Source organism: Bradyrhizobium sp. P3_C3, assembly GCF_056402655.1.
Genome location: NZ_JBFUGY010000001.1, coordinates 308,196 through 321,714, shown reverse-complemented (window position 1 = coordinate 321,714; position 13,519 = coordinate 308,196). Strand labels below are relative to the sequence as shown.

Below are 13,519 nucleotides of genomic sequence, written 5' to 3'. Positions count from 1 at the left end.
GAATCAACGCCGACGCCATCCTACCCCAGCGCCTTGACGTAAACCGCATACGGCACGCCCAAAATATCCGGCGCCTCGCGAACCCTGGTAAACCCCATCCGCAGATACATCGGCAGCGCGACCGTCATAATCGGCGTCGTATGCAGGGCAATGGCCGGAGACTGGTCGCGTTCGGCGCGGCGCAGGCATTCCTCGGTCAATTGCCGGCCGATGCCCTTGCTGCGCGCGGCCGGATCGACCACCAGCATGCGGATGACCGGCCACGCCGGATCGAAGAAGGCCGGCTTCGGGGCTTGCGGTCCGATATAGGCGACGGCGCCGACGATCTGGCCGCCATCCTCGGCGATGATGATCTCGCCGGTTTTGGCAAGCTCCGGCATCTTCGCGACATGGGTCGTAAACAACGGCCAGTCGGAATAGTGCTGCTCGAACTCCGCGAATGCCGCGAGAGCGACGCGCACGATCGCTTCCGCATCCGTTGGCTGATAGTCACGTAGCATCGACGTTGTCCTTGTAGCCCGGATGGAGCGAAGCGTAATCCGGGCCGCCGGTCCCGCATTTCGCGCTGCTCCATGCGGGCTACGAGACACACGCTTGGCACGACCGCGCATCTCACATACGCTTTGCCTCACGCCCGCACCATCAATCATAACAGACGGGCAGCGAGGAAACACCCATGGACCAGATCCGCGTCTGCACTCACGCAGGACCGGGCTCGGAGCCCGTCATCAAGACCGTGCCATGGCCGAAGGTCGGCAAAAAGGCTGCGCTGATCAAGGTCGGCGCCTGCGGCGTCTGCGGCACCGATCTGCACATTCTCAAAGGGCATTGGCCGAAGCCGCTGCCCTGGCCGTTCACGCTCGGCCACGAGCTCGGCGGAATCATCGTCGAATGCGGCGACGAATTCACCGAGGACTTCATGAGCAAGCCGCTGACGGTCGGCTCGAAAGTGATGATCCCGCCGCTGATGCCCTGCGGCCATTGCTATTACTGCATCCATTATCCGCAGACCGCCAACAAGTGCCTGACGCCGGTCTATTACGGCCGCTATCTCGGCTTCGACAAGGCGCCGCATATGTGGGGCGGCTGGGCCGAATATGTCTATGTCGATCTCGAGATGCTGCCGGGCACCAAGATCTACAAGCTGCCCGACGACATGTCGCTGCGGCTGGGCGCGCTCTCGGAGCCGCTAACGTCCTGCATCCGCGCCTTCAACCGCGCCAGTCGCGCCGGTGGTTTTTCCTGGGGCGACACGGTGGTGATCCAGGGCTCGGGTCCGATCGGCATTCTCGCGGTCGCGGCCGCCAAGGAGATGGGGGCAGGGCGTGTGATCTGCGTCGGCGCGCCGGAAGAGCCGCGGCTCAAGCTCGCGCGCGAGTTCGGCGCGGAGGCGACGGTGAACATCGAGGAGATCAAATCGCCGCAGGAGCGCATCGCCCGTGTGCGCGAGATCATAGGCCACTTCGGCGCCGATCTCGTGATGGATTGCTCGGGACATCCGACCGCCGGCCCCGAAGGCATCGAGATGCTCCGCGACGGCGGCACCTATGTCGAGATGGGTCAGTTCACCGATGCCGGCTCGATCGAGACCTCCTGGCACCGCATCTGCACCAAGGACCTCAACGTGCTGGGATCCTGGGGCTTTACCGGTAATGATCTCCCGCTCGGCGTCGACATGCTCTACCGCACGCGTGACAAATATCCCTGGCTGAAGATGCAGACGATCTATCCGTTCACGGAAGTGGGCGTCGCGCAGGCAGTGAGGGATGCGATGGCGATGAAGACGGTGAAATCGACCATCGTGCCGTGGCCGGAATTGGTGGACTAGACAATGCCGTCCATTCCACCCGATCTCGCTGCGTTCCTGGTCGAAGCCAAGCGGCGCACCTATGCGGGGCTGGACGACGACGCGACCGTGGCCGCGCCGCTGCTCGCCGGCTCCAAGCAGCTCGAGCATCGCGCGCCACCTTTTGCCTATCGCGATATCTATTTCGGGATGGGGTTTTTCGTTGGCCAAGAGACCGTGTCACGGGATGACCGTGTCATCTGGTCGATGAGCTACAGCGGCGGCGCCCGCGCGGACATCACGGATCGGTCCACGCTGCTCGAGATCTACAAATTCCTGCGCCGGGCGCTGTTGGGCGTAAGCGTCGAGGAGCCTTATCGGGGACCGCGCCTGTTCGAGCAGGCAGGCATGACTTACCGCAACGAGGTCGAAAGGGCGCTCGATCGCTTCCACGGCGTCGAGACGATCTCGCGGCATGATGGCGCACCGCTGTACGAGCTGCGCTATAGCGGCGGTTTGTTGCGATAATTCTTGAACCTTGTAGCCCGGATGGAGCGCAGCGCAATCCGGGGCCGCCGGTCCCGCATTCCGCTCCATGCGGGCTACGAGCCTAAGTTTGGAATGAGGGCTACAATGACAGACGAACCTAACCCGCACACCCGCTCCCCCTTCAGCGCCATTGGCGCGATCGACTACACCGTCATCTTCGTGCGCGACATGGCGGCGATGCGCCGGTTCTACGAGGACGTTCTCGCCTTTCCGCTGCTGCGCGAGCTCTCGCCGAACTGGATCGAGTACGGCCTCGGCGGCAATACGCTGGCGCTGGCGAGACCGAGCCGGACCGCGGCCGACGCGCCGACACCGGCAGGCAGCGCCTCGCTGCAGCTGGCCTTCAAGGTGTCCGCGACCGAGGTCGATCAATGTGCCGATGAACTGGTGCGGCAGGGCGTGGCGCTGCTGTCACCGCCGACGAACCAGTCGTTCGGACACCGGACGCTGTTTTTTCGCGATCCCGACGGCAATTTGCTGGAGGTCTATGCCGAGATCTGAGGCGCCCAAAAAGTTCCATCGGGAATCCCCGATCTATCCATGTTAAGGTGAAACTTAGGCCCAGGTTCCGACTTTCACTTCACGGGAGAGGTATCGTGAAGCGAATCCTGAAACCCGTTACTTACATCCTGGCGGCCATCTACTTCCTGGTGGATGCCGTCTTCATGGCCGTCGCGCGGCCAATGGCGCGCTGGATTGGGCGGCATTTCGAATTCAAGTGGTTGCGCACCTGGATCAGGTCGCTGTCCCCTTATCCCTCGCTCGCCCTGTTTTCCGTGCCCGTGATCATTCTGGAGCCGATCAAGCCCGTGGCGGCCTACCTCGCTGCAACGGGTCAGGTCGTGAGCGCCGCCGTGACTTTCATCATCGGCGAACTGCTCAAGCTCGTGCTGGTCGAGCGCCTGTTCCATCTCACGCGCGACAAGCTGATGCGGATTCCGGCGTTCGCCTGGGCGTACGGCAAGTTCTCTGAGGTGAAGGCGTGGCTGCAGGCAACCGACGCCTGGCGCGCCATCCGCGCCCTGAGCCGCGCGGCGAGGGACACAGTTGCACGGGTAAAGGCGAGGCTGGTCGGCCGCTTCAGCAAGCTGGCGACCTCCAGGGATTAGACGCGCGCCAAGCGCGTTGTCCTCTATGCGAGCTTGCGTGCTGCGGCGGTGGCCTTGTCGCCCGTGTTCGGGGTGCCGGTGGGCTCGATGAGCAGGAGGTGAACCTCCTCGCGTGCCACCGGGCGATGCTCGACCCCTTTGCGCACGACATAGAGTTCGCCCGGGCCGAGCGTCACCGTGCGATCCCGCAATTCGATGTCCAGACTGCCTTTCAGGACGAGAAAGAAATCGTCGGTGTCATCGTGCTTGTGCCAGGTGAACTCGCCCTTCACCTTCACCACCATCACGTCGCAATCGTTGAAGGTCGTGACCGTGCGCGGCGACCAGAAATCCCCAAAGGTCGCGAGTTTGTCGGCAAGCGATATCTTGTCGCCCATGTTTCACCCCGTTGCTCTCTCGTGAGGTACGATTTGAGATCGAATGACCGACGTGGCAAGGCCAGCTATTTGACATGTCCTGATAACATGGCCTCCGCCCATTCCGGGCGGCCGTTGGCGAGCGCCTGCGCGGACGCGGCTTCCCAGTCGTATTCCAGGGCCAGCAGTTCGACTTGCCAGCCTCTTGTTCGTTTCGTGAGGATCGCGTAGCGGGCGTGAGGCGAGCGATGCTCCAGGTTTGCGGCAAAAGGAATGTCCGCGAACACCGGGCAACCAACGCTGCCGGGATTGAGGACCAGGCGGTCGCCCGGGCCCTGAACAGCCGCTTGGCGGTGGCTGTGACCACACAGCACGACACGCGCCGTTGGCGCGCTCGAAAGGCGCGCGGTCAGCACGTTGCGACGCGCCGGCACGAAGCGGCCGTCCTCGAGCGCTTCTTCGAGCAGGCACGTCGTATCGTCGTCGGGTGTGCCGTGGCAGGCCAGGATCCCGTCGTCCAGCCGTATTTGGGAGGGCAGGCTGTGAAGTGCGCGGCGCTGCTCCGCGGTCAATGCGCTACGCGCAAACAGACCTGCCGGCGAGAGCTTGTCGTCTGGAAACTCCTCAATCCAGCGATCATGATTTCCGCGCACCGTCGGCAACGACAGCGACTGGAGAGCCTCGAAAGTTTCCTTTGGCCACAGCGGGCTGGTGGCGCAATCGCCGAGGTTGACCGTACGATCGACGCCGCGCGCCTTGATGTCGGCCAGCACCGCTTCCAACGCAGCGAGATTGCCGTGGATATCGGAAATGACTGCCAATCGCATCGTCATGCTCCCCGTGCTGCTTTGCCTGAACTTAACTCTGCCAGGTCACCGGACCTATCTAGCATCGGCTGATGGGACGTTCACCAACCAGCCATGGCTGATCTGATGTTCCTTCACCACCGTCGCGCCGACGACCTTGGTCCCCTCCAGCTCCCGCACGATCCGCTCGTCCGGCCCGACGATACCGAGATCGAACTCGCGGTCCGGCGTGATGAGGATCATGCGCTGGCCCATGATGGCCGGGCGTTCGGCATAGATCGCGCAGCCCTGGCCGGGTTTGCAGTGCCGGCACCAGCTTCCAGCCGGTTTGGCCAGCGCCTCGATGGCCATGACATTGCAGCAAAGCGTGCAATCGCCGCAGGCGCGTTTGGCGGAAGGCGTCACGTGGTCGTCCCCCTCTAAGCCGGTTGGCTTCAGGTTAACGGAGGTGGCCGCGAACGTCCGCTGCAACCTTCAGGCGCGGTTCTTTCCGTCAAGCCATGCATCATAGGCATGGTGATTCAAGAGCACTTGGCGTAAAGAGCGCCCTGATCACATCCAGCGTGCGGCCGGGCCGTTTGCCGCGCACGCAACTCAGGTCCGCCGGTTCACCGTTCCGCGCCTGACATTAACCAAGGTTCTCCATCCCGTGTCTTTTCCGGCCCTGACCCCGCCGCTCGCCCACGCTTTGGCCGAGCGGAACTATGATTCACCCACCCCCGTCCAGCTCGCCGTGCTCGCGGACGAAGCCGCCGACCGCGACCTCCTGGTTTCGGCCCAGACCGGCTCCGGCAAGACCCTCGCGTATGGCCTCGCCATGGCCAAGGATCTGTTTGGCGATGCCGAGCGGTTCGAGCAGGCGGGTGCGCCGCTCGCCCTGATCGTGGCGCCGACCCGCGAGCTCGCCTTGCAGGTTCAGCGCGAACTGGCATGGCTGTATGGGCATGCCGGCGGGCGGGTCGTCTCCTGCGTCGGCGGCATGGATCCGCGGCGCGAGCAGCGCGAGCTTGCGGCGGGCGCTCACATCGTCGTCGGCACGCCCGGCCGGTTGTGCGACCATTTGCGTCGCGGCCGTCTCGACATCACGGAATTGAAAGTGGTCGTCCTCGATGAGGCCGACGAGATGCTCAATCTCGGCTTTCGCGAGGACATGGAATTCATCCTCAAGACCACGCCGGAGACACGCCGCACGTTGCTGTTCTCGGCGACGTTTCCGCGCGGTATCGTGGCGCTGGCCAAGCAATATCAGCAGCAGGCGTTTCGGATCGAGGTCGCCGGCGATGAAGGCGGTCACGCCGACATCGAGTACCGTGCCATCCGGGTCGCCCCCGGTGATGTCGAACATGCCGTCGTCAACGTGCTGCGCTTCTTCGAGGCCCCGAGCGCGCTGGTGTTTTGCAGCACGCGCGATCACGTCAGGCATTTGCAGGCGGCGCTGCTGGAGCGCGGCTTCTCCGTGGTCGCGCTGTCAGGCGAATTGACGCAGAACGAGCGGACCACGGCGCTGCAGTCGCTCCGGGACGGACGCGCTCGCGTCTGTGTGGCGACCGACGTCGCCGCCCGCGGCATCGACCTGCCGAGCCTCGATCTCGTCATCCATGCCGATCTGCCCAACGACGCCGAGGTGATGCAGCATCGCTCCGGCCGCACCGGGCGGGCGGGCCGCAAGGGGACGAGCATCCTGCTGGTGCCGCCTGTACGGCGGCGACGTGCGGAAATGCTGCTGAATGTCTCGGGGATCGACGCGGTCTGGGGAACGGCGCCTCAAGCTGAGGAAATCCGCAAGCTCGATCACGACCGCATGAAGGACGTGTTGTTCACCGAGGAGACGACCGCGGACGATCTGGTGCTGGCGCAGGCGCTACTGGCCGAGCGGTCGGCCGAGGATATCGCAGCCGCACTCGCGCGGCTCTATCGCGCACGGCTGCCGTCGCCCGAAGACATCATCGATCCCGGCGAGCGGGCCGGCCGGCCGCGCGACGATCGCGGGCGCGACAATGTCCGCGCACCGCGCGACGATGCCCGTACTTTGCGCGGCGATGATCGCCCCGAAAGAGCCCGACCCAAATCAGGAAAATCGTCGGCGAAACACGGCATGGCAGACGGCAGCGTCTGGTTCCGGGCCAACATCGGACGAAGAAAGAATGCGGAAGCACGCTGGCTCTTGCCGATGATCTGCCGCCGCGGCGGCATCGACAAGGGCGACATCGGCGCCATCAAGATCATGGACACGACGACCGAGTTCGAAATTTCCGAGCGGGTCGCGGAATCCTTCGCTGCCAAGATCAAGCGTCCGGACAAGGAAGACAATATCCGCCTCGAGCCGATGACCGATGCGCCGCAGCGGCAGGCGCCTTCGGAGGAGCGGTCAAAGCCGCCCCGGCGCGAGAGCGGCGACAGCGATCATCGTGAACGTCGCGACGATCGCCCGCGCGATGCAGCTGGGTTCAAGCCCCGCGACAAGGCTCACGGCGAGCGCAGGCCGAAATTCGACGATGCTCCTTCGTTCGGAAAGAAAAAGAAGCACAAGAACAAGCCTGGCCATGCCGAGCCGGCGGTCACGCCGTGGCCGTTGAAGGGCGCGCCTGGAAAAAAGAAGGCGAAGAAAAAGCATCGGGGCTGAACTGCGCCTGATTGTGCAGACAGCAATGATGCCGCCGGATTGCGCCGGCGACATCATCTGAAAAGTCAGCTGCGAACTCAGCGGCCACCGCCGCCGCCGCCGCCACCACCTCCGCCGCCGCCACCGCCGGCATCACGCATCGACGAGCTGTAGCGGGGGTCGGTCTGCTTCATGTAGATGGGCGAGGTGTCGTGAGTGAGGTTGACGCGGCTTCTGCCACCCGGGGTCGGCGTCTCGACTAGGATACCGCAGCCCTCGAAGAAGGCGGAATCGCAGCCGTAGGTCCGGACCTGCGCCGCGTTGGCACTGGTCGCGCTGAACGCGGCCGCCGCAGCGAATGCAATCAAAGCAACTTTCGACAATGTGAGTTTCATGGAAATTCTCCAGTCTCGGTTAGGCGAGACCAGAACGGCCCGCGCACACCTTCGACGGGGGGTGATCGAAGGCGGTTCGAGGGACGGCTTCACGCCCGCGTGAGCCGGGCGGGGACGTTATGTCGCAGCGAGGTCGCGAAGCATGTAGGTCGCGCCTTCGCCATAGGAGGCGAGCTTTGCACGCGCTTCCGCATCCGCCGCGACGGGCCGAAAGCCGAGATGCTCCCACAACGGCCGCGTGGCGTAGACCGAGACCAGCGCGAGCGTTGTGATGTGTGATGCGCGCGCGAGCTTCTCGATAGCGGCAATATAATCGCGCGCGACGCCACCGCGGAAATCGGGCAGCACGGCGACGTCGTGCACGTAGAGACAATCCGCATCATCTGGCAGTTGTTGAAGGAAGCCGTTGAGCGGCGGAATGCGGTGCTGCTTCCACGGATGCGCGAGCCCGTAGCCGGCGATCTCTTCGTCGGCGATGAGCAGTCGGCAGCCATCGGGATAGAGCCGCATCTTCTCCGCGAACACGTCGGGACTCTCAGGGAGATCGGGATGGATCCGCGCTGCGATCGCGCTGATCGCGACCAGGTCGGAGGCGCGCGCGGGACGCCAATGCGGCTTGCTCATGTCGGTCCGTTGGTCGGTCTCAGCCATTCAGTTTATTCCGTCGCGACGATGCGCGCAGCGAAAATATCTTTGCCGGCGTCCCAGGAATACGAAGCGTTGCGCGGCGTCCTACCCCATGCAAGCCAATTGCATGACAGGAGAACCCATGACGTCCTCGATCCGCCTCGCGCTCACGCTCGCCGTATCGCTCGCCATCATCCCCGCCGCCTTCGCCGCGCCGCCGACCAAGACCGGCAAGACCGACAAGGGCAACGTGCTCACCGACGCCAAGGGCATGACGCTCTACACCTTCGACAAGGATGCGGACGGCAAGTCTGCCTGCAACGGACCGTGTGCGACAAACTGGCCGGTGCTGAAGGCCGAGGCGAGCGATGCCGCGGCCGACGGCTACACCGTCATTGCGCGCGACGACGGATCCAGGCAGTGGGCTTACAAGGGCAAGCCGCTCTACACCTTCGCCAAGGACCAGAAGCCCGGCGACATCACCGGCGACGGCTTTCTGAACGGCGCCTGGCATCTGGCGATGCCGTGAGCGGACAATCCGCCGCGGCAATGCGAGGTGGTGTCTGACATTGACGGGATGCCACCGGTCTCGTGCCTCGGACGCAGCGCAACGCCGCATTGGCGATGCGACGTATCGTTCAATGCGGTGCGCTGCGGTGCGGCTCCATCAACTCGCAATCAATCAATGACAGGGCGCCATCTGGAAACGGCCGAATCCTCGCCGCGCCCCAGCGGAAGGCCACCGGCGCCGGCGCCTCCGAACCGCTCGCCGGACTGATCTCAAGTTGGCGGGAGTAATCGCGACAACTTCGAAGAAGAGAGAATGCCGCCCGTGGCGCGCCGTCGCTTGAATCGAATTTATTCAAGTCGAGAGTCCGAAAGCGAACCGAAGGCCCGATTTTGGTTGGTCATAGTTGGTTCCGGCAGGGGGCGCGAGCGGCATATCGGCAGCAGCATCCCTCCATTTGAGAGTAGGGGCACTGGTTTCCCGGTGCGGTCCGCACCTGGGAGCTTCTGGGAGTCTTCAATCCATTATCTGGTTTCGCGTGAGGGGATGAATGACCATGAATGATGCCAATCTGAAAGCCGAGACGAACGCCACTGCACTGAATGGGACGGCGAATGGCGGTGCAATGCCCAGGTTCGACATGCCATTTTTCAACTTCCAGGCGATCTTCGGCGATCTCGCCGAGCAGGGCGCCGCCCGGGCCAAGGCAAATTTAGAGCGGATGAGGGCGGCTTCCGAGGAGATCACCGAAGCGCTCCGCGAAGCCTGTTCGACCAATGCCACGCGTGCCGCCGATTACGGCACCAAGGTCATCGAAATATCAAACATCAATACCAGCTCGGCGCTGGAGTTCATGTCCCAGCTTGCGGATGTGAGGTCGTTTGCGGATGTCGTGAACCTCTCCACCAGCCACAGCCGCAAGACCTTTGAAGCGGCTTCTCGCCAAAACCGGGAGCTTTGGGACCTCGCCCAGAAGGTCGCAACCGAGACGGCCGAGCCGATCAAGAAGAGTTTCAACCTGGTTCTGCATAGGGCTGCTTGAATCGAGGCTACTGGCCGCGTGGATCGGCTGGACGAGCGTCTTCGCCAGAAGGGGCGCGGTCCAGCCGAGGCGGTGAAGCCTTGCCGTGAGAAGCCTTGCCGTGAGGTGATGCCAAGCTGGAGGAAGTCAGGATGGGTATGGTGATGATCAAATGCCCGGAAACGGGCCACGCCATTCCGACGGGCATCGAGATGGATCGCGAAAGATTTCGGTGCAGTACGGTGTTCTTCTCGCGCACATATTGCGGGATGTGCGCGGCGACGCATGAGTGGTTCGCCAGAGAGGCCTGGGTCTATGAATCGGTCTTGGCGAACGGGAAGTCCGGGGGCGGGCAGCCATTCCGCGCGGGCGCGGTGTGAAGCCGCCTGACGGCATCCTGCGAAACGATCCGATCGATCCTGCGGCTCATCACCTTGTAGCACTCGCAGGCGACGACCTCGAGCCGGGGCCGATCGATCTCGAGTTGGCCGCGCCGACTGGATTTCAGGGCCCTTGAGGTTCGAAGTGCGCTCACGACGTGCGTGACGGTGGTCCGCCGGACGCCGAGCAATTCCGACAACGTCTCTTGCGTCAGGTGCAGGACGTCACCACTGCCCTCCGTCCGATCGTGAATGTGAAGCAGCCAGCGGGCGAGGCGGGCCTCGACGGAGTGCAGGGCATTGCAGGCCGCGACGTGCAGGAATTGCGTCATCATCGCCCTGGTCACAATCTGAACCGCGCTTGCGAGGGCGGGACTGCGTTCGAGCGTCGCTTGAAATCGCGCGGGCGAGATCTGCAGTGCGGTCCCGGCCACGCGGACAACCGCCGTCAGGGGGGATCGGACGGGGCCGAGCGCCGTCATGAGGCCGACGACGCCGTCGTTGCCGATCACGGCGGTTGCGGCCGTTTGTCCGTTCGGCAACTCCATGATGAGGGCGATCGCGCCGCTGCACGGGAAGCAAAGGTGCTCGACCCGGTCCCCCGATCGAACCAGGACTGCATCGTGCTGGAGCGGTACTTTCCGGAGATACGGTGCAAGCAAAGCGAAGTCGGCCGGCGGTAATGCAGCTAACAGGCGATTACCAACTCTGGTCGCGTGCTCCATCACGGGGAATCGTCCCTCGACGGAGGCCCGGCGGCGAGCAAACGCATCGTCTCCGGCCGAGCCGCGTTGCCGTGCAGGCATATGCCCGGCAAACAGCTAAACGTCCTGCAGCAGGTAAGGTTCCAATGATGGATCGCGAGCCTGGCTCACGCTGCCGGCGCGGGCACCAGTCCGTAGCGCAGCATCGTCTCTTTCATCTTTGCGGGATCGGGTGGCGCGCCGGCCGACAGGAGTGCGGCCATCTCCGTGAAATATTGCGGGCCCAGCACCCCGGGGCTCAGGATGCACAGGCATGTTGCCGGTCCCGTCGAACGGTTGGTGAAGCCGTGCACGATGCCGCGCTTGATGAAGACCGATTCTCCGGGGCCGAGATCGTTCTGCTTGCCGTCGATCGTCCAGGTCGATACGCCGGACAGCCGGTAGATGGTTTCGTCCCAGCGGTCGTGATAATGCGGGATCGGCATCCGCGCATTCGGCTGGAGCGTCATTTCGAAGATGTCGACGCTGCCGCCGGTGTCGTCCTTGCTGTGCAGGAAGCGGAGCTGAAGCGTACCGAAACTGATGATGTCGGACATGGCTGTGTCATTCCGGTGAGAGGCTGCATCGAGGTCGCGGCGTTCGCCCTCGTCGAAACGAAAGCTACCTCAGCCCCTCATACACCATCAGCCCGCGTGCGATCTGCAATTTGCGGATTGCGCGCGGCAGCAGCTTCTCCGGCTGATGCAGATAGCGCCAGGAGGTGAGGGCGAATGCGGACAACGCGCCGCATTCGTCGTTGAACGGTGCGAGCACGCCGGTGACACTCACCGGCGTATGCGGGCGGGCGTTGAAGGGCAGCAGCAGCAGCTCGAGATGCGCCTTGCTGCCATCCTCGCGCGCGGCGGTGACGCCGGCGATCGCACCTAACGTCTCGTCGGCGACGATCGTGGTGATCTCCTCGATCTCGCTGCGGCTGGCCTCGGTGAACAGCGCCGCAAAGCTCTGGTCCTTGAGGTCGAGCCCCGCGAGCGCGCAGACGCGCGTGCCAGCGACGCGGAACGGGAAGCCGAGGTTTTGTTCGCAGGACAGCACGAAGATATCGCCGAGCAGGCCGCGGACAGCGGCTGGATCGATATCGGCCCGATCAGGGGCCCGCGCAGTGCCGCGCTTCTTGTCCCAATACGCGAAGAACGCGCGGCTCGACGGATGTTTCATGACTGAACGCTTACCCCGGGGCGCTAGCTCGCGGGACAAACCTGTCCCGCTTCAGTGCACCCGCGATCCCTTCTGTTGTTGTGCAGGAGGGGATTTGCAGCGTCCATGCCGTGGAGGCGTTTTCGGGCCCCCGGAGGCGGTCTTTGCGTCGTTAACGTTAAATTAACTATCCGCTTTCCGTCCGGCGCGCCGCTGCTATGGTGATCGCGGTCGCAAGCCTCGCCGCTTTCATCCAGGTTCTCGGCGGGGCCTGTACACGGGCGTCAAACAGTTTGGTCGCGGGCCGCGGGGAGGGGTGGGGATACTCCTTATTCCTCTGGGTACCGGAAGACCGACACGGACAGGCAGGGCTTTCCCAGGGCCCTGCCTTTTCCTTTTGTGCACTTGCGCAAGGCCGGCAAAGGCGACTATCTCCAAGGCTGTCGTTAAGCCTGTCGCTCCGATCGCGCCTGAAAGCGAAGCTGCCTTGGATTCCCCGCAAGATTTTCCGCCGGAGATACCGGCCGTTGTCGAGGAAGCTCCGCGCGAGCCGATCCTGACGCTGCCGGTCGCGCTGACCGCCTATATCCTCCTTTTGGCGGTGATCCATCTGCGGGTGCTGCTGCCGCCGGAGCTCGAGAACTGGACCATCGACGTCTTCGGCTTCATCCCGAAACGTTACGATTCCTCGCTGCTCAACCTGCAGATCCCCGGCGGGGCCGGCGCCAAGGTCTGGACCTTCGTCACCTATTCGCTGCTGCACGCCAATCTGACCCATCTCGGCTTCAACGTGCTGTGGCTGCTGCCGTTCGGCAGCGCGCTGGCGCGGCGCTTCGGCGCGATCAGGTTCTTCCTGTTTCTCGCGGTGACGGCAGCGGCCGGCGCGCTCGCCCATCTCGTCACCCATGAGCACGCGGTGGCGCCGATGATCGGCGCCTCGGCCTCGGTGTCCGGCGCGATGGCGGCGGCGATCCGCTTTGCCTTTGTCCGCGGCAGCTTCCTGTCGTTCAGCCGATCAGACGCCGATACCGCCGCAAGGGTTCCGGCACTGCCACTGTCGCGCGCACTGCGCGACGGGCGGGTGGTCGGCTTCCTCGCCGTTTGGTTCGGCGTCAACATCATCTTCGGCGTCGGCGCGATCGGCGTCGATTCCGAAACCACGAGCGTCGCCTGGCAGGCGCATATCGGCGGCTTCTTCGCGGGCCTTCTGCTGTTCGCGCTGTTCGATCCCGTGCCGCGCGTGCGAAACGATGCTGCGGATGCGTCATCACAGGACATTTCAAACCGCATTTGAAGCGGCGCTTGCGGCGCCGCCCGAATTCATCCATCATTCCCGAGAAGAATGTTCCGAAGCGACAAGCCGCTAGCGGCGATGCTTCGCGAAGCGCCTCAGCGTGCAACCGGCGCCTAAACTGTTAGTTGAAGACTCGACGAACAAGTCCGGTCCGCGAAATGCGGACGGATCCGATTCAGGGAGGCCGA

17 protein-coding genes are annotated in these 13,519 nt (G+C 63.9%); 8 read left to right on the top strand and 9 right to left on the bottom strand.

Annotated elements, in window-relative coordinates; genetic code table 11:
• Positions 1–20 precede the first annotated feature (20 nt).
• Positions 21–500, bottom strand: a complete 480-nt coding sequence (locus AC1DW2_RS01790) for a GNAT family N-acetyltransferase (protein WP_166342415.1) — start codon at positions 498–500, stop codon at positions 21–23.
• Positions 501–676: 176 nt separating this feature from the next.
• Between AC1DW2_RS01790 and AC1DW2_RS01785 the strand changes: the two genes are divergently transcribed.
• The 4 genes from AC1DW2_RS01785 to AC1DW2_RS01770 all read left to right on the top strand — a co-directional run bounded on the left by AC1DW2_RS01785 (position 677) and on the right by AC1DW2_RS01770 (position 3,444).
• A complete protein-coding gene (locus AC1DW2_RS01785; RefSeq protein WP_166342414.1) occupies positions 677–1,828 on the top strand; it encodes a zinc-binding dehydrogenase in 1,152 nt (383 codons plus the stop codon).
• Between the two features lie 3 nt (positions 1,829–1,831).
• Positions 1,832–2,314, top strand: coding sequence for a DUF5680 domain-containing protein (locus AC1DW2_RS01780; RefSeq protein ID WP_166342413.1), 483 nt, complete (start codon positions 1,832–1,834; stop codon positions 2,312–2,314).
• A 105-nt stretch (positions 2,315–2,419) separates the two neighbouring features.
• Complete coding sequence (locus tag AC1DW2_RS01775) at positions 2,420–2,836, top strand: VOC family protein (RefSeq protein ID WP_166342412.1); 417 nt, start codon at positions 2,420–2,422, stop codon at positions 2,834–2,836.
• A gap of 95 nt (positions 2,837–2,931) precedes the next feature.
• Entirely contained in the window at positions 2,932–3,444 is a 513-nt protein-coding gene (locus AC1DW2_RS01770; protein WP_063982492.1) for a hypothetical protein, read from the top strand.
• 23 nt (positions 3,445–3,467) lie between these two features.
• Here the strand turns inward: AC1DW2_RS01770 and AC1DW2_RS01765 are convergent, their stop codons facing one another.
• The 3 genes from AC1DW2_RS01765 to AC1DW2_RS01755 form a co-directional block, all read right to left on the bottom strand.
• A complete protein-coding gene (locus AC1DW2_RS01765; RefSeq protein WP_166342411.1) occupies positions 3,468–3,821 on the bottom strand; it encodes a cupin domain-containing protein in 354 nt (117 codons plus the stop codon).
• A 65-nt stretch (positions 3,822–3,886) separates the two neighbouring features.
• The gene (locus AC1DW2_RS01760; RefSeq protein ID WP_477005127.1) at positions 3,887–4,627 is read right to left on the bottom strand and encodes a metallophosphoesterase family protein; all 741 of its coding nucleotides are present in this window, start codon (positions 4,625–4,627) and stop codon (positions 3,887–3,889) included.
• Positions 4,628–4,681: 54 nt separating this feature from the next.
• The gene (locus AC1DW2_RS01755; RefSeq protein WP_477005126.1) at positions 4,682–5,011 is read right to left on the bottom strand and encodes a hypothetical protein; all 330 of its coding nucleotides are present in this window, start codon (positions 5,009–5,011) and stop codon (positions 4,682–4,684) included.
• Positions 5,012–5,255: 244 nt separating this feature from the next.
• On the opposite strand from AC1DW2_RS01755, the gene AC1DW2_RS01750 reads away from it, so the two are divergent.
• Entirely contained in the window at positions 5,256–7,229 is a 1,974-nt protein-coding gene (locus tag AC1DW2_RS01750; protein ID WP_354096239.1) for a DEAD/DEAH box helicase, read from the top strand.
• Between the two features lie 77 nt (positions 7,230–7,306).
• On the opposite strand, the gene AC1DW2_RS01745 is transcribed toward AC1DW2_RS01750, so the two are convergent.
• Positions 7,307–7,603, bottom strand: a complete 297-nt coding sequence (locus AC1DW2_RS01745) for a hypothetical protein (RefSeq protein WP_135216652.1) — start codon at positions 7,601–7,603, stop codon at positions 7,307–7,309.
• 117 nt (positions 7,604–7,720) lie between these two features.
• Entirely contained in the window at positions 7,721–8,227 is a 507-nt protein-coding gene (locus tag AC1DW2_RS01740; protein ID WP_283018892.1) for a GNAT family N-acetyltransferase, read from the bottom strand.
• Between the two features lie 145 nt (positions 8,228–8,372).
• Between AC1DW2_RS01740 and AC1DW2_RS01735 the strand changes: the two genes are divergently transcribed.
• Complete coding sequence (locus AC1DW2_RS01735) at positions 8,373–8,759, top strand: COG4315 family predicted lipoprotein (RefSeq protein WP_166342408.1); 387 nt, start codon at positions 8,373–8,375, stop codon at positions 8,757–8,759.
• 529 nt (positions 8,760–9,288) lie between these two features.
• Positions 9,289–9,780 carry a phasin gene (locus tag AC1DW2_RS01730; RefSeq protein WP_224517346.1) on the top strand — a complete coding sequence of 164 codons (492 nt, stop codon included), beginning with the start codon at positions 9,289–9,291 and terminating at the stop codon, positions 9,778–9,780.
• Between the two features lie 292 nt (positions 9,781–10,072).
• On the opposite strand, the gene AC1DW2_RS01725 is transcribed toward AC1DW2_RS01730, so the two are convergent.
• From AC1DW2_RS01725 to AC1DW2_RS01715, 3 genes are all read right to left on the bottom strand, one after another.
• Positions 10,073–10,867 carry a Crp/Fnr family transcriptional regulator gene (locus AC1DW2_RS01725; protein WP_283016914.1) on the bottom strand — a complete coding sequence of 265 codons (795 nt, stop codon included), beginning with the start codon at positions 10,865–10,867 and terminating at the stop codon, positions 10,073–10,075.
• Positions 10,868–11,010: 143 nt separating this feature from the next.
• Positions 11,011–11,439, bottom strand: a complete 429-nt coding sequence (locus tag AC1DW2_RS01720; protein WP_477005125.1) for a cupin domain-containing protein — start codon at positions 11,437–11,439, stop codon at positions 11,011–11,013.
• A 64-nt stretch (positions 11,440–11,503) separates the two neighbouring features.
• On the bottom strand, positions 11,504–12,058 hold the full coding sequence (locus AC1DW2_RS01715; protein WP_041958462.1) for a PAS domain-containing protein: 555 nt from the start codon (positions 12,056–12,058) through the stop codon (positions 11,504–11,506).
• Between the two features lie 466 nt (positions 12,059–12,524).
• On the opposite strand from AC1DW2_RS01715, the gene AC1DW2_RS01710 reads away from it, so the two are divergent.
• Positions 12,525–13,331, top strand: coding sequence for a rhomboid family intramembrane serine protease (locus AC1DW2_RS01710; protein ID WP_166342407.1), 807 nt, complete (start codon positions 12,525–12,527; stop codon positions 13,329–13,331).
• The last annotated feature ends 188 nt before the right edge of the window (positions 13,332–13,519 follow it).

Coding starts and splice junctions, on each gene's coding strand:
- AC1DW2_RS01720 (WP_477005125.1), bottom strand. CDS start 11,439: ATGTCCGACATCATCAGTTTCGGTACGCTTCAGCTCCGCTTCCTGCAC.
- AC1DW2_RS01740 (WP_283018892.1), bottom strand. CDS start 8,227: ATGAGCAAGCCGCATTGGCGTCCCGCGCGCGCCTCCGACCTGGTCGCG.
- AC1DW2_RS01785 (WP_166342414.1), top strand. CDS start 677: ATGGACCAGATCCGCGTCTGCACTCACGCAGGACCGGGCTCGGAGCCC.
- AC1DW2_RS01780 (WP_166342413.1), top strand. CDS start 1,832: ATGCCGTCCATTCCACCCGATCTCGCTGCGTTCCTGGTCGAAGCCAAG.
- AC1DW2_RS01760 (WP_477005127.1), bottom strand. CDS start 4,627: ATGCGATTGGCAGTCATTTCCGATATCCACGGCAATCTCGCTGCGTTG.
- AC1DW2_RS01775 (WP_166342412.1), top strand. CDS start 2,420: ATGACAGACGAACCTAACCCGCACACCCGCTCCCCCTTCAGCGCCATT.
- AC1DW2_RS01745 (WP_135216652.1), bottom strand. CDS start 7,603: ATGAAACTCACATTGTCGAAAGTTGCTTTGATTGCATTCGCTGCGGCG.
- AC1DW2_RS01735 (WP_166342408.1), top strand. CDS start 8,373: ATGACGTCCTCGATCCGCCTCGCGCTCACGCTCGCCGTATCGCTCGCC.
- AC1DW2_RS01765 (WP_166342411.1), bottom strand. CDS start 3,821: ATGGGCGACAAGATATCGCTTGCCGACAAACTCGCGACCTTTGGGGAT.
- AC1DW2_RS01790 (WP_166342415.1), bottom strand. CDS start 500: ATGCTACGTGACTATCAGCCAACGGATGCGGAAGCGATCGTGCGCGTC.
- AC1DW2_RS01715 (WP_041958462.1), bottom strand. CDS start 12,058: ATGAAACATCCGTCGAGCCGCGCGTTCTTCGCGTATTGGGACAAGAAG.
- AC1DW2_RS01730 (WP_224517346.1), top strand. CDS start 9,289: ATGACCATGAATGATGCCAATCTGAAAGCCGAGACGAACGCCACTGCA.